This window comes from Mycobacterium appelbergii, assembly GCF_032883035.1.
In the GTDB taxonomy this organism is placed as follows: Bacteria; Actinomycetota; Actinomycetes; order Mycobacteriales; family Mycobacteriaceae; genus Mycobacterium; species Mycobacterium appelbergii.
Genome location: NZ_JAMQTH010000005.1, coordinates 62,675 through 76,547 on the forward strand (window position 1 = coordinate 62,675; position 13,873 = coordinate 76,547).

The following is a 13,873-nucleotide window of genomic DNA, read 5'->3' on the forward strand; positions in this document are numbered from 1 at the left end:
GTTCGTCAAACTACCGGCGCGGCGCCCACTCCAGCATCGTGAACTCGGGGGTGACCACGGTGAACACGCCGTCAACCCGGTCCCCGATCGCCGTGGTGTCGCCGGCGCAGATCCGGCCCGGGAGAACCGGTCCGGCATCGAGTTGGACCAGGGCGACCGTATAGGGCACGGCGTCTGCGAGTGCTGGATGAAGCGAACGGTGATAAGTGGTGTGGCTCCATACCGTTCCGACAGGGTCTACCGCCCGCCACGCACCTCCTGGTTCCCAGCATTCGGGGCACCGTTCACTGGCCGGGAACCGCACGTAGGCACATTTCTCACACCGCTGCAGTTCGAGACGCTCCTGTCGGAGAGCACCCCAAAATTGTTGTTCCAGTGCATCGTTGGTCGATGCGACGATGTGGGTTCTCATGAGGTCACCGCCAGTAGAGTCGCTGCTGCCTTGAGGAAGTCGTGTGACGAACAATCGAGTGCGTATATCGGGCTGGAGATCTGGCGGTCACCGCACTCACCGCGGAGCTGGCGCACTGCTTCACACAGGTGCAGCCAGCCCCACAGGTAGCTCTCCGAGAGTTGACCTCCGTTGGTGTTGACCGGCAACCGCCCACCCGGGCGGGTGTGGCCTTCCTGCAGAAAGGGCCCGGCGTCACCCTGATCGCAGAATCCGTAGGCTTCGAGCATCTGCAGAACCCAGACCGAGGTGGCGTCCTGCACGTACAGGGCATCGATGTCCTGCGGGCCGATGCCGGTGTTGCTCCACAGATCGCGCGCAGTGTCAGACAGCCAGGGGCGCATCAGATTATCCGGGTTCTGGTAGCCACGCAATGCCGTCCGCTCCGCCATTCCCGCGACGTGGACGGGTTGCTTCGCGCAGTCGACTGCCCGGTCCGCCCGGGTGAGGACGAGCGCCGCGCCACCGTCGGAAACCATGGTCAGATCGGGGCGCCGTAGTGGTTCGGCTATGTATGGCGCTGACAGATAGTCGTCGATGGTCATCCGATTGCGGAAAACACTCAGCGGATTCAGTTGTGCCCACTCGCGTTGTGCGACAGAGACCCAGCCCAGCTGTTCCTCGGTGGTTCCGTATAGATGTTGATGACGGCGGAACGCAAGTGCGGCGGGCCCGGCCACGTGAACCAGGCCCGCGGCGGCGGCGAATTCCGCTCCCCCACCGACGGTGTTGCCGAAGTTGACGCGTTGTGACCGTTGGTTGGTTCCGTAGGCCAGCACGACGGTGTTGGCGAGGCCTGCGGCGATCGCCATGACCCCGAGATGCAGTGAAAAGTTTCCGGTTCCGTAGTCGAGGGTGGCGCTGTAGGCCGGGTTCAGCCCGAGCAGCTGCCCGACCTGTTCGTCGATGCCGGACCTTCCGGTCAGGTTCCGGCAGGTGATGAGTCCGTCGACATCATCTTTCGCCAGGCCGGCATCATCGAGCGCGAGCGCAATCGCCTCGGCGGCGATATCGTTCGCGCTGCGCCCGGGAAGCTCGCCTTGCCGCGTGGAGCCCACGCCGACAATCGCCGTGGTCATCGCGACATTCATCGTCCCGGTTGAGGCAGTCAACGGTCCGCCTTTCGTAAAGTGGTGATCATTGGACGTCGGACACTGTGAGCCGCTCAGCGCGGCGCACCGCGCCGAACGAAGTAGCTTGCGGTGTCGGTCCATCCCAGGAGGGCGCCGCCGTCCACGTCGACGGCTTGTCCGTGAACCATCGACGCCGCGTCAGAGGCGAGGAACAGCACGACGCCGGCCTGGTCGTCGGGCACCGAGATCCGCCCCGCTGGTATCTCGTTGCGTCGTTGCGCCAAAGCTGTGCTGTCCGAGACACTTTCCATCATGGGCGTCAGCACCGGGCCGGGGCAGACCGCGTTGACGTTGATGCCGTCCGGCGCAGCTTCATAGGCCAGATGCCGAGTGAATGCCACAAGCCCGGCCTTGCTCGCGGTGTAGCTCGCCCCGGAGTTGAAACTGATCCGTTTCGCGGCGACCGAGGCGATGTTGACGATCTTGCCGTAACGCTGCCTACGCATCTGCGGCAGGACGGCTTTGGCGCACAGGAACGGGCCGGTCAGATTGACGTCGAGCACGCGCCGCCAGGCACTCTCATCGATGTCCTCGATGATCTCGGTCGTGGTGATCGCCGCGTTGTTGACCAGAATGTCGACGCTTCCGCGCAAGGAAGTCGCAAATTCGGTCAGCGAGTGGACCTGTCGGCTGTCAGAGACATCGGTGGCGAATCCTCTGACGTCGGCGCCCGTCGCGGCGAGCTGTTGCGCGGACCGCTCGGCGGCTCGGCCATCGAGGTCCGCGATGACGACGGTGGCCCCTTGCGCGGCGAACGCCCCGGCGATGGCATTGCCGATTCCACCGGCGGCCCCGGTGACGATCGCCGTCCTACCGCCGAAACTGGCTGCGCTCATCGGGCTTGGGCGGCGAACTCGTCATCGAGTTCGCGTAGGTCTATGCCCTTGGTTTCACGGATCACGAACGAGCCGATGATCACCAGCACACCGAGCAGCATGATCCACGCGTTGAACATCCAGCCGAGGTCCGACGAGTTCAGCCACGTATTGAGATACGGTGCAGTGCCACCGAATATCGCCACCGACAGCGAAACCACGAACCCAACGGTGGTCGCACGCACCGCAGTCGGCGCCTGCTCCGCCACGACCGCGGAGTACATCGCACCCACGCAGGCCCATACGATCTGGCCGAGCAGGCTCGCGACAAAGAGCGTCCACGGCGCATCGGTCACCATCGTGGCGATCGGGAACGCCAGCGCAATCATCAGCACACCTTGCGCGAAGACCATGGGTTTACGGCCGATCCGGTCCGACAGGTGGCCCATCAACGGCAGGAGGATGACTATCAGCCCCTGCGCGATGAGGCTCACGGTGAATGCCGAGGTCTCGTCCATACCGTGCTGCGAGATCGCGTTGGTCGGGGCGAAAGAGATCCACGCGTAGAACGAAATGTTGACACCGACCGAGACCATGATGATCCGTGCAGCGGTGGCGATCAGCTGCCGCGGCCGCATCTTCCGCGCGACCGCGGTGCCCGCTTTCTCAGCTTCCCCGACAGTCTCGACGAAGACATCGGTCTCCACTGCCGACCGACGCAGCCAGAGCGCGAAGAAACCGAGCAGACCGCCGAACGCGAAACCGATGCGCCAACCGAACGAGTTCATGTCAGCGTCGCTGAGCAGCGCGCTGAGCACCGCGGCGGTCGCGGTCGCAGTCATCAGGCCGATCGTGGACGACACGAATGGCACGCAGGCCCACAGGCCACGACGTTCCGGCGGTGCGAGTTCGGCCGTGTAGGTATAGGCGACGCCGGCCTCACCCCCGTGAGCAAGACCTTGGACCAGCCGCAAGACCAGCAGACAGGCAGAGGCCACGACCCCCACATGACCGTATGTCGGCATCACCGCCATCGCGACGCTCGACACCGCCAGCAGGCACATGGTCACGACGAGAATCATCTTGCGGCCCAAACGATCAGAGAGCCGGCCGAAGATCAGTCCGCCGATCGGCCGGGCCACGAAACCGACTGCGAACACCGCCAGGGTCGCGAGAAGCCCCGAGGTCGGATCGTCCGAATTGAAGGCATTGGCCGCGAGATACACCGAGAAGATCCCGTAGAGATTCCAGTCGAACCACTCCAGGGCGTTACCCACCCCGGCGGCGACCAGCGATCTTCGCCTGTCACGAAAAGTCGACAGTCCCGTCGCTGCGTCGCGAGTGGGGGTGTCGGGCGCACTGACCATGCTTACTCCACAGTGTCGTTGGAATGCGGGATTGAGAGTTGAGGATGCCGTGATCAGCGTCACGCGAATCTCTCACTGTCGACACTATTGCCGATCGATGACTACTTCCGCAAGCCTTCTGCGGACTTCTAGCAAGAAGTGTCGACTCTTAATCGCCTCGGCGGACAAACCGGCCGTCGGCGAACAACGCCATCAGCCCGGCGAGCGCATTCGCCGCCATCGTCCGATTCAATGCCGCGGCCAGCCCAGCGTCGCGTTCATGCAGGGCCTGGACCAGGCGTTCATGATCCGCCAGCGACCGTTCGATCTGCCAGCCGCGGTCCATGCCAAGGTGTCTCAGGTGCAGAACCCTCAGGCCAAGGGTGTCGATGGTCTGCTTCAACGTCTCGTTGGCGGCGATCACGCAGGACTGCTCCTGGAAGAGCACGACCTGCCAGAAGTACCCGTCGTGGTCACCGCGACGGCCGGCTTCGGCCATCGCCTGAAGCCGTCGATCGAGTTGGCCGATGGCGGACTCGTCGGCCTGCGCGACGATGTCCCGCGCCACCAATGCGTAGAGTTCCCCGCGTAATTCGTAGATCTCACGCACCGTCTGCGGCGAGAACGTGGTCGCGCGAGGCCGGCGCCGCGGCGGCACTTCGACCATCCCCTGCTTCTCGAGCAACATGAGGGCCTCACGTACCGGCGTGCGACTGGTCCCGAAGCGCTTGGCCAATTCGAACGAGTTGAGGTCGCCACCAGGGCTCACCCGCTCCTCGATGATGTCGCGTGCCACCTCGACCGCGATCTTGCCGACCAGGGAGTCCTCTCGGCCCTCGACCCCGAGAAGCCGTGTGAGCAGATCGTCGACCACGTCAGAGGTCGAGCCGTTCGAAGACGGGTCAGCAAGGTCGGCCGAGGTCATGGCTTCACCGTAGCCGCGGAACCGGCCGCAGCCCGAAACATCACCGGACCTTGCGGTACGGCACCACTCCTCGCCGTAGCCATCTGCATCGACATAAAGTGTCGCCACTTTGACGATGCTTTCCCACTAACTTCCCAATAGATCCTTGCCATATCGCTTCATCTGATGCCATAGTGTCGACACTTAGATGGAAGGATTGCGAATGATGACGGAATGTCATTCCGCCTCACAAGCTTCAGCCGGCCCCTTGGCGGGGATCCGAGTACTCGACCTAACGACGTTCCTCTCCGGCCCTTCGGCCACCCAGATGCTCGGGGACCTCGGGGCGGAGGTGATCAAGGTCGAGCCGCCTGCGGGCGATTCGAGCCGGTCGATCCCTCCCCACTTCGTCGGCGACGACAGCGCGTACTACCTGGCCAACAACCGCAACAAGCGCAGTATCGTCGTCGATCTCAAGCATCCCGACGGACTGCAGACCGTCACCCGACTCGCGCTGAAAAGCGATGTCCTGCTGGAGAATTTCCGCCCCGGCGTCTGCGCCCGGCTCGGCCTCGACAGTCGGCGGCTCACGCAGGACAACCCCCGCCTGGTGTGGGCGTCGATCAGCGGCTTCGGGCAGGTCGGGCCACTACGCGAGCGACCCGCCTACGACATGATCGTGCAGGCCATGAGTGGGGTCATGAGCCTCACCGGCCACCCGGACGGCCCCGCGGCCAGGCTCGGCATCCCCGCGGGTGACGTCGTCGCCGGGATGTACGCGGTGGTCGGCGTGCTGGCAGCCCTGGTCGCCCGGTCCGTGACGGGTCGCGGCGAGGTCATCGACGTATCTATGCTCGATTCCCAGTTCAGTCAGCTGTCCTACCAGGCCGTATACACCCTTCTCAGCGGCAGCTCCCCGGCCCCGCAAGGCGCAGGCCACGACTCCATTCCCACCTACCGGTCTTTCACCGGCAGCGACGGCCGGGAGTTCGTCGTCACGGCGAATACCCAACCGATGTGGGAGCGATTGGCCGCAGTGACCGGGTTGGGCTGGATGTCGCAGGACCGCCGTTTTTCCGATCAAGCCGGCAGGCTTCGACACAAGGCCTTGCTGTGGGACGCACTCGAGGAGGCCTTCACCCACCGGCCCGCGGGCGAATGGGTGGACCTGCTGGTCGAGTCGAACGTCCCCGCCGCGCTGGTACTCGACGTCGGCGCGGCCCTCGACCTCGCCAAATCCGGTGAGCGGGACATGATCCTCGATCTCAGCGACGGTCACGGCCACGCCGTGCAGTCGGTTGCCACCCCGATCCGGTTCCCGGACCGGCCACTTCAAACCCACCGCTATCCGCCCAGGCTCGGGCAGGACAGTCGGGAGGTGCTCCGCGAGGTCCTGGGCCTCGAGGAGCACACCATCGACGGGCTCATCGAATCCGCAGCCGTCGCCACCTCAGAACCGTTGAATTCCAGCGAGTTACACCAACAAGAGGAGAGAGTATGAAACTCGACAACAAGATCGCCGTCATCACCGGCGGGGGATCCGGCATGGGACGAGCCGGGGCGCTCCTGTTCGCCAGGGAAGGTGCCAGCGTCGTGGTTGCCGACCTCGACGACATCGCGGCGAAGCAGGTGGCCGCAGAGGTTGTCGACAAGGGTGGCCAGGCGGTCGCCGTGGCCGCTGATGTCTCCACGTTGGAGGGCAACGAGACCATCGTGTCAGCGGCGCTGGATACCTACGGTGGCATCGACATCTTCTGGGCGAACGCCGGTGTGGCCGCCCCCATGAGCCCCGTCACCGAACAGTCGGTCGACTTCTTCGACACCTTGATGGCCGTCAATGCCAAAGGCCCCTGGCTCGGGGCACGGGCAGCCATGCCGCACCTGCAGAAGCGCCCGGTCGCCTCCTTCGTCATCACCTCGTCTCTGTCAGGGTTCCGGGCCCGCCCGAACAACAGCGCCTACTCGGCGTCGAAAGGCGCTGCCATCCAACTCACCCGGGCGTTGTCGGTCGAGTTCGCGCCGCAGGTCCGGGTCAACACAGTCGCTCCGGTCTCCACCGAAACGCCGATGCTGAAAACGTTCATGGCCGAACAGGACGACATCGAAGCCACCATCGCGGGACAGCGTGCCGGTGTGCCGCTCGGCCGCCTCGCCCAGCCCGAGGACATCGCCAAGGCGGCGCTGTTCCTTGCTTCCGGCGACTCCGAGTTCATCACCGGCATCGTCGTTCCGGTCGATGGCGGCATCTCGGCACGCTCCTGAAATCTTCTCCCTGACGAATCCACACCGAAAGCAGACGTATATGCACCGCGAGTATTACGGCTCCATCATCGGCGGCAAGGAGCTCCCCGCCGCCCGCACCGACACCATGGACAGCTTCGACCCGGCGACCGGCAAGCGCCTGGCGCGCATCCAGCGCGCCGGCGCCGACATCGTCGCCGAGGCAGTCGAGAGCGCCGAGCAAGCCCTGCCGGCCTGGCGTGACGCCGACGGCGCCGACCGCGGCCGGGCCATGCGCCGACTGGCCGACATCGTGCTGGAGAACCTCGATCTGCTCGCCTACCTGGAGTCGATCGACAACGGGAAGCCGTTGCGCGAAGCCGAGGGCGATGTTCGGCTCACCGCCGGTTACTACGAGTACTACGGCGGGATCGCCGACAAGATTCACGGCGAGACGGTTCCGCTCGGGCCTGGGTTCCATTCCTATACGCGAGTGGAACCGTTCGGTGTCACCGCACACATCGTGCCCTGGAACGCGGCCCTGCAGCAGACGGCCCGCGGCGTCGCTCCCGCGATCGCCGGCGGCAACGTCGCAGTCGTCAAGCCGGCCGAGGACACGTCGATGGCGGTGGTCGAATTCGCGCGGCTGGCGGTAGAAGCCGGTGTGCCGCCCGGGGTGATCAACGTGGTCACGGGCCTCGGCGCCGAGGCCGGTGCGGCTCTGGTCGAGCACCCCAGGGTCCGGCGCATCGCGTTCACCGGTTCGGTTCCCACCGGCCAATCGGTGTTGCGCGCCTCGGCCACCCATCTGAGTCCGGTCACACTCGAGCTCGGCGGGAAGTCGCCGAACATCGTCTTCGCCGACGCCGATCTCGATGCCGCGGCGGCAGGCTCGCTGGCGGCGATCAACTTCAATGCCGGGCAGGTGTGTATGGCGGGAAGCCGACTGCTGGTGCACCGCAGTGTGCATGACGAGTTCGTGAGCCGTCTGGTGGCCGGAGACCGGGCCGTGACGTTGGGCCGCGGCGTCGACAACCCGGGCATGGGCCCGATCACCACCGAGAAGCAGTACCGAAAGATCCTCGATTACTTGGACATTGGCAGGTCTGAAGGCGCCGAGGCGGTCGTGGGCGGCGGGGCAGCGGTCGTCGACGGTCTGGAGGATGGACGATTCGTCCAACCCACCGTCTTCGTCAACGTGCGCAACGATATGCGGATCGCGCAGGAAGAGATCTTCGGGCCGGTGCTCTCGGTCATCCCGTTCGACCACGACGACGAAGCAGTCGCGATCGCCAACGACACCCCGTACGGCCTCACCGCGGGGTTGTGGACGCGGGACCTGTCGCGCGCCCACTGGGTGGCCGCACAGATCGATGCCGGCCAAGTGTCGATCAACAACTATTTCGCGGGTGGCATCCGAACCCCGTTCGGTGGCTACAAGGCCAGTGGGTTCGGCCGCGAGAAGGGTCCCGACGCGGTCTACCACTACCTGCAGACCAAAACCGTCAGCATCCAGATCTAGGGGCGGTCATGACTGAGACGAACACCCGTCACGAAGATCTCCTGGCCGGTCACGTCGGAGGATGGACTGCCGAGTTGGAGGACGAGCGGTCGGCCAGACCGCTGTTCTTCGAGCGTTTTGCGGCCATGGTTGCGGTGCCTGCTGAACGCGGTGCGCTCAGCCCGGCCGAGCGGGCACTGATCGGCGTCGGAGTCCTCGGCAATGTCGCGAACACCAACTGGCCCCGGTTGGACGCCCACGCACAGTTGGCGCTGCGCGTGGGCGCCAGCTGGGATCAGGTCCGCGATGTGCTGCAACTGGTCAGCATCATGAGTATCCACGCGATGACCGCAGGGGTTCCGGCGTTGGTCAGGGTGCTTGAGGAACGAGGCATCGCACCTGTGCGCGAACTCGACGAGCGACGTCGGGAGCTCAAGGAGGATTTCATGCGGCGTCGCGGTTACTGGCACCAGACCTGGGACGACGTGCTCATGATGGATCCCGATATGTTCGAGGCCTACACCGCGTTCTCCACCGCGGCCGCCGACGAGGGCAGCCTCGACACCCGTCTGCGGGAACTCATCTACATCGCCATCGACTGCGTGCCGACACATCTGTATGTGCCCGGTGTGGAGATCCATTCGAGAAAGGCGCTTGACGCCGGCGCCACCCCGGAACAGATCCTCACCGCCATCGAGATCGCTGCCTTACTCGGAGCGGATCCTTACCTTGAGGCGGTGAAGGGCGCGCAACGACTCCCACAGCGGACAGCCTGACCATCCACATCCGGATCATGTGTCCAGCGGATTTACTCGGCGGTAACCCGCGGATCGCGCCGAATTCGCCCAGATCATGCCGTACTGGCCAGTACAAACCAGGGTTCTTAGCAAAGTATTAACGCCAGCACCCTGCTGCCTTAGATTGGCCGCCTAGCTTGGTGATCAGGTCGGAGGAACAACCTTCGACGGGTAGTTCGGAAAACCCAGCGACGAGAGGATGTTCATGACGATCACGAGCACCAACTCGGCTTCGGATCACGCGTTCCGGTACGGCAACCCGGCAGTGCTCTGCGACGGCGCATCGCTGCGCGCGCATTGCCGCCAGTTGGCGACAGTGGTGACGGTCAAAGGTGACATCGACGGCGTCAACTTTGAGCGCATCGCCGAGTACGTCAACCGATTCGTCCTTGCCGAGAAGCCTTTCGTCCTGGATATGAGCGGTGTGAGCAGCTTTGGTCCACAGTGCGTTTCACTGTTCTACGAGGTCGACGCGCTGTGCGGTGCGATCGGTGTCGACTGGGCGGTGATCGCGAGCCAGCCCGTGATCGCCGAACTCCGTCCCGAAGACGCGGGTGTCCCGCTCACCGGTTCGGTGGCCGAGGCCCTGCATCACTTCGCCGAAGGCAACATGGCCCGGCGCCGGTTGCTCCCCATCCTGACCAAGACCGCCTAACAGAAAGTAGATCCACATGTTGATTGACGTTCGGTGGTTGACCATCCTGCTCGGCCGGCGCCGCCGCGCCCTGTCCACACCGTTGGTTGCACACTGACACCACACCTCAAGACGCTGAACGCGGGCATTGCCGGATAAACCGGCAGTGCCCGCGTTCTTTGTTGGCACCGCCTTTGTTGGCACCGCCGTGGCGACTACGCGATCGCCCCTGAGTCCTTGAGCTCGGAGATGCGGTCCCAGTCGATTCCCAGCTCCATCAACACCAGCTCGGTGTGCTCGGATGCCTGTGGCGCGCGGGTGGTTTCGAGGGGCTCATGGTTGAACTGGACCGGACCACGCACCACCTTGAACGGCTTTCCCCCGTCGCCGGACTCCACCTCCACGATCATGTCGTTGGCGATGGCCTGATCGTCACCGGCCAGGTCGACGAGGCTCTGGAACGGCGCCCACTGGCCCTTCATCGTCTTGAGGTGTTCGCGCCAGTATTCGAACGGCTTGCTGCGGATCGACCCGGAGATGAGTTCGGCGGCCGCCTCGGCGTTTTGGATGAGCGGCAGCACCTCGGAGAAGCGTGGATCGTCGGCCAGCTCCCCGAGCCCGAGGTGCTCGAAGGCATCGCGGATGTAGCCGGTGGGGCTGACGATGCACAGGTTGATGGTGCCGCCGTCGGAGGTCAGATAGTTGCCGAGGAACGGATTCACCGTCGGCCCAATGGAATCAGGCATCACCGAGCGCATCGTCTCGCCGGTTTCCATGCCCTGGGTGACGCTCGCACCGGCGGCCCACCATGCCGTGCTCATCAACGAAACATCGATCTCCAGGGCCTCACCGGTGCGTTCACGGTGGAACAGTGCCGCGGAGATCCCCCCGGCGATGTTCATCCCGCCGATCGAGTCACCGAACGCCGGGATACCTTGCGACAGTGCGCCGCCCAGCTCTTCGGGGGTCAGCGCGTGCCCCACCCCGCTACGGGTCCAGAACGCGGTGCCGTCGAACCCGCCGACCAACCGCTCCGGTCCTTTGTCGCCGTACGCGCTGCCGCGTGCATAGATGATGTCCGGGTTCACCGCCCGGATGTGCTCGACGTCGAACTTGTTCTTCTGTCGGGCCTGCGGCATGTAATTGGTGAGGAAGATATCGGCGGTCTTGGCGATTTCGTAGAGGATCTCCTGGCCACCCGGCTGTGACACGTCGATGCCGACGCTGCGCTTACCGCGGTTGGGGTGCTCGATCAGCGGGTGCCGGTTCGGGTCGAGTTCGAAGCCACCCATGTTGATGAAGCCGCGTTGGGTGTCCCCGCGCACCGGATGCTCCACCTTGATCACATCGGCGCCCCAGTCGGCGAGGATGGCGCCCGCCGCGGGTACGAACGTGAACTGCGCGACCTCCAGAACCCGCACACCTTGCATCACCTTGATCAACGCGGCTCCTCACCGTTGCACTTACGGTAAGTGTAGCGGGACGCCGCCAACCCCCGCCGAAATGGCATTCCAGCAGAAGAAGTGCGAGAACGGGCCTGCTGGAATGCCATTTCGGCGAACTCGAGCGGGATCAGGGTTACCGTCGAATAGGACCCCGATGGTTGGAGGTCGGCGATGACCGTTACCGGCGAAGTCAACGAACGCCAGGCCAGGCAGGTTGCCGAGGAGGCCAGGGAGGCCCAGTGGCGCCAGCCCAGTTTCGGCAAGGAACTGTTCCTCGGCAGATTGCGGCTGGACCTGGTCCATCCGCATCCTCGCGGCCCGGCGGAGGCCACGCAGCATGGCGAGGCGTTCCTGGCCAGGCTGCGCGAGTTCTGCGAGTCGCAGATCGACGCCGCGGTGATCGAACGCGACGCGCAGATCCCCGACCGGGTGATTCTCGGGTTGAAGGAGCTCGGCGCGTTCGGCATGAAGATTCCCACCGAATACGACGGCCTCGGCCTGTCCCAGGTGTACTACAACAAAGCGCTCACCCTGGTCGGCTCGGTACACCCCGCACTGGGCGCATTGCTGTCCGCACACCAGTCGATCGGCGTGCCTCAGCCGGTGTCGATGTTCGGGACAGCGGAGCAGAAGCGCACCTGGTTGCCGCGGTGCGCCCAGGAGATCAGCGCATTCCTGCTCACCGAGCCGGATGTCGGCAGCGATCCCGCCCGTCTGCATGCCACGGCCACCCCGGACGGCGATGACTACGTGCTCAACGGCGTGAAGCTGTGGACCACCAACGGTGTCATCGCCGATCTGCTGGTGGTGATGGCCCAGGTGCCCAAAAGCGACGGGCACCGGGGCGGCATCACGGCGTTTGTCGTCGAGGCGAGCACGCCCGGCATCGTCGTGACGAACCGCAACGCGTTCATGGGTTTACGTGGGATCGAGAACGGTCTCACCCGGCTGACCGACGTCCGGGTACCCGCCGCCAATCGCATCGGCAAGGAAGGTGAGGGCCTCAAGATCGCGCTGTCCACGCTGAATGTGGGACGGCTGTCGCTGCCTGCGGTCTGTACCGGTTCGGCGAAGTGGTGTGTGAAGATCGCCCGGGAATGGTCGAAGGAGCGGGTGCAGTGGGGCCGGCCGGTCGGTGAACACGACGCGGTGGCGGGCAAGGTGGCGTTCATCGCCGCCACCGCCTACGGGCTCGAGGCAATGGTCGAACTCGCCGGTGAGCTGGCCGACGCCGGCCGCACCGACATCCGGATCGAGGCCGCGCTCGCCAAACTGTACGGCTCGGAAATGACCTGGCTGATCGCCGATGAGCTGGTACAGATACGGGGCGGCCGCGGCTTCGAGACCGCCGAGTCGTTGGTCGCCCGTGGCGAGCGTGGCGTGCCCGCCGAGCAGGTCCTGCGAGACATGCGGATCAACCGGATCTTCGAAGGATCCACTGAGATCATGCATCTCATGCTTGCCCGCGAGGCGGTGGACGCCCACCTGTCCGTGGCGGGCGACATCATCGACCCCGAGGCCGACCTGTTGCACAAAGCCCGGGCAGCCGCGCAGGCCGGCAAGTTCTACGCCCGCTGGCTGCCGACCCTGGTCAGCGGAAAAGGCCAGTTACCCACGTCATTCACCGAATTCGGGCCGTTGGCCGAGCATCTGCGTTACGTCGAGCGGGCCAGCCGCAAGCTTGCCCGCAGCACCTTCTACGGGATGTCACGGTGGCAGGGCAGGTTGGAGCACAAACAGCGGTTCCTCGGGCGCATCGTTGATATCGGCGCGGAACTGTTCGCGATGACCGCCGCCTGCGTCCGGGCCCGGCGCGACGGGTCACCAGACACCGCAACCGAACTCGCCGACGCGTTCTGCCGCCAGGCCCGGGTCCGCGCCGACCAACTGTTCCACCAACTCTGGGACAACAGCGACGACTCCGACCGCACCCTGGCCCGCGGCGTGCTCGCCGGTCGCTACACGTGGCTGGAGGACGGCATCATCGACCCGTCGATCGACGGGCCGTGGATCGCACAGGAAGGTGGCGATGTGTTGGCCGACGTGCACCGGGCCATCCGCTGAGTCGTCCGGGCCGATCGACAGCTGAATATCGGACAGATCGCCGCGAAATCCGACGGCGTCGTCCTTGTTCTACGCCGTGAATCGTCGAGCGTCGGGCTCGGCGCCGATCCCCCACATCGCCAGCCGCACTTGATATTCAACGGATTCATCCGGCACAAACGGGACTAGACTCAATGGTTTATGAGAACCCCGTCGAACGCAGACCGGGGCGAATGGGGACACCGGCCACATTCGATGGACACGCGTGATCGCCAGATCAGCCGCAGACAGGCGCGCCAGATGAGTCGACGATTCTCCGGGGTCGGAGTCTGCATCGCCGCGGCTCGTCTACGCGAGATCGCCGCCGGAGCACCCGCCGCCGACACGGAGCTGGCGAATGTCGAATTTGCCGTTCTCGCGAGCGAACTGAGACACGACGAGCAGGTTGCGGCGGTGAAGCGATACAAGCGCCAGTGCGTGAGATGGCTCGTGGTCGCCGTCGTCTGTCTGGCCATGCTCGGCTCGCTGATCTGCATCACCTGGCTCCAGCTCAGCCTGGCCATGCATACGGCGCCCTTCTGAGT

Annotated in this window: 13 protein-coding genes; 7 read left to right on the forward strand and 6 right to left on the reverse strand. The window is 64.9% G+C overall.

Going from position 1 to position 13,873, the window contains the following annotated elements; genetic code table 11:
• Nucleotides 1-10: 10 nt before the first annotated feature.
• The 5 genes from M1247_RS12760 to M1247_RS12780 form a co-directional block, all read right to left on the reverse strand.
• Nucleotides 11-412, reverse strand: coding sequence for a Zn-ribbon domain-containing OB-fold protein (locus M1247_RS12760; RefSeq protein ID WP_317156708.1), 402 nt, complete (start codon nucleotides 410-412; stop codon nucleotides 11-13).
• Complete coding sequence (locus M1247_RS12765; RefSeq protein WP_317156709.1) at nucleotides 409-1,563, reverse strand: thiolase C-terminal domain-containing protein; 1,155 nt, start codon at nucleotides 1,561-1,563, stop codon at nucleotides 409-411. Before M1247_RS12765 ends, M1247_RS12760 begins: the two co-directional genes overlap by 4 nt.
• A gap of 53 nt (nucleotides 1,564-1,616) precedes the next feature.
• Nucleotides 1,617-2,420, reverse strand: coding sequence for an SDR family NAD(P)-dependent oxidoreductase (locus M1247_RS12770; protein ID WP_317156710.1), 804 nt, complete (start codon nucleotides 2,418-2,420; stop codon nucleotides 1,617-1,619).
• Nucleotides 2,417-3,766, reverse strand: a complete 1,350-nt coding sequence (locus M1247_RS12775) for an MFS transporter (protein ID WP_317156711.1) — start codon at nucleotides 3,764-3,766, stop codon at nucleotides 2,417-2,419. Before M1247_RS12775 ends, M1247_RS12770 begins: the two co-directional genes overlap by 4 nt.
• Before the next feature lie 148 nt (nucleotides 3,767-3,914).
• Nucleotides 3,915-4,670 carry a GntR family transcriptional regulator gene (locus M1247_RS12780; protein WP_317156712.1) on the reverse strand — a complete coding sequence of 252 codons (756 nt, stop codon included), beginning with the start codon at nucleotides 4,668-4,670 and terminating at the stop codon, nucleotides 3,915-3,917.
• Nucleotides 4,671-4,917: 247 nt separating this feature from the next.
• On the opposite strand from M1247_RS12780, the gene M1247_RS12785 reads away from it, so the two are divergent.
• The 5 genes from M1247_RS12785 (at nucleotide 4,918) to M1247_RS12805 (ending at nucleotide 9,822) form a co-directional block, all read left to right on the forward strand.
• Nucleotides 4,918-6,150 (forward strand): CaiB/BaiF CoA transferase family protein, encoded by a 1,233-nt coding sequence (locus tag M1247_RS12785; RefSeq protein WP_317156713.1) that lies wholly within the window; start codon nucleotides 4,918-4,920, stop codon nucleotides 6,148-6,150.
• Nucleotides 6,147-6,911 (forward strand): SDR family NAD(P)-dependent oxidoreductase, encoded by a 765-nt coding sequence (locus M1247_RS12790; protein ID WP_317156714.1) that lies wholly within the window; start codon nucleotides 6,147-6,149, stop codon nucleotides 6,909-6,911. The genes M1247_RS12785 and M1247_RS12790 overlap by 4 nt, the downstream gene beginning before the upstream one ends.
• A gap of 40 nt (nucleotides 6,912-6,951) precedes the next feature.
• Entirely contained in the window at nucleotides 6,952-8,391 is a 1,440-nt protein-coding gene (locus tag M1247_RS12795; protein ID WP_317156715.1) for an aldehyde dehydrogenase family protein, read from the forward strand.
• Nucleotides 8,392-8,399: 8 nt separating this feature from the next.
• Nucleotides 8,400-9,146 (forward strand): carboxymuconolactone decarboxylase family protein, encoded by a 747-nt coding sequence (locus M1247_RS12800; protein ID WP_317156716.1) that lies wholly within the window; start codon nucleotides 8,400-8,402, stop codon nucleotides 9,144-9,146.
• 226 nt (nucleotides 9,147-9,372) lie between these two features.
• Entirely contained in the window at nucleotides 9,373-9,822 is a 450-nt protein-coding gene (locus M1247_RS12805) for an STAS domain-containing protein (RefSeq protein WP_317156717.1), read from the forward strand.
• Between the two features lie 194 nt (nucleotides 9,823-10,016).
• Here M1247_RS12805 and M1247_RS12810 read toward each other — a convergent pair whose 3' ends face one another.
• Nucleotides 10,017-11,231, reverse strand: coding sequence for a CaiB/BaiF CoA transferase family protein (locus tag M1247_RS12810; protein WP_317157028.1), 1,215 nt, complete (start codon nucleotides 11,229-11,231; stop codon nucleotides 10,017-10,019).
• 186 nt (nucleotides 11,232-11,417) lie between these two features.
• Here M1247_RS12810 and M1247_RS12815 point away from each other — a divergent pair, with 186 nt between their 5' ends.
• Nucleotides 11,418-13,310, forward strand: coding sequence for an acyl-CoA dehydrogenase family protein (locus tag M1247_RS12815; RefSeq protein ID WP_317156718.1), 1,893 nt, complete (start codon nucleotides 11,418-11,420; stop codon nucleotides 13,308-13,310).
• A 279-nt stretch (nucleotides 13,311-13,589) separates the two neighbouring features.
• Nucleotides 13,590-13,871, forward strand: coding sequence for a hypothetical protein (locus tag M1247_RS12820; RefSeq protein WP_317156719.1), 282 nt, complete (start codon nucleotides 13,590-13,592; stop codon nucleotides 13,869-13,871).
• Nucleotides 13,872-13,873: the final 2 nt, after the last annotated feature.

What these genes read in the sequence shown, in the direction of transcription:
- M1247_RS12815 (WP_317156718.1), top strand. Translation starts at nt 11,418, where the DNA reads ATGACCGTTACCGGCGAAGTCAACGAACGCCAGGCCAGGCAGGTTGCC.
- M1247_RS12775 (WP_317156711.1), bottom strand. Translation starts at nt 3,766, where the DNA reads ATGGTCAGTGCGCCCGACACCCCCACTCGCGACGCAGCGACGGGACTG.
- M1247_RS12760 (WP_317156708.1), bottom strand. Translation starts at nt 412, where the DNA reads ATGAGAACCCACATCGTCGCATCGACCAACGATGCACTGGAACAACAA.
- M1247_RS12780 (WP_317156712.1), bottom strand. Translation starts at nt 4,670, where the DNA reads ATGACCTCGGCCGACCTTGCTGACCCGTCTTCGAACGGCTCGACCTCT.
- M1247_RS12820 (WP_317156719.1), top strand. Translation starts at nt 13,590, where the DNA reads ATGAGTCGACGATTCTCCGGGGTCGGAGTCTGCATCGCCGCGGCTCGT.
- M1247_RS12790 (WP_317156714.1), top strand. Translation starts at nt 6,147, where the DNA reads ATGAAACTCGACAACAAGATCGCCGTCATCACCGGCGGGGGATCCGGC.
- M1247_RS12770 (WP_317156710.1), bottom strand. Translation starts at nt 2,420, where the DNA reads ATGAGCGCAGCCAGTTTCGGCGGTAGGACGGCGATCGTCACCGGGGCC.
- M1247_RS12805 (WP_317156717.1), top strand. Translation starts at nt 9,373, where the DNA reads ATGACGATCACGAGCACCAACTCGGCTTCGGATCACGCGTTCCGGTAC.
- M1247_RS12800 (WP_317156716.1), top strand. Translation starts at nt 8,400, where the DNA reads ATGACTGAGACGAACACCCGTCACGAAGATCTCCTGGCCGGTCACGTC.
- M1247_RS12810 (WP_317157028.1), bottom strand. Translation starts at nt 11,231, where the DNA reads ATGCAAGGTGTGCGGGTTCTGGAGGTCGCGCAGTTCACGTTCGTACCC.
- M1247_RS12795 (WP_317156715.1), top strand. Translation starts at nt 6,952, where the DNA reads ATGCACCGCGAGTATTACGGCTCCATCATCGGCGGCAAGGAGCTCCCC.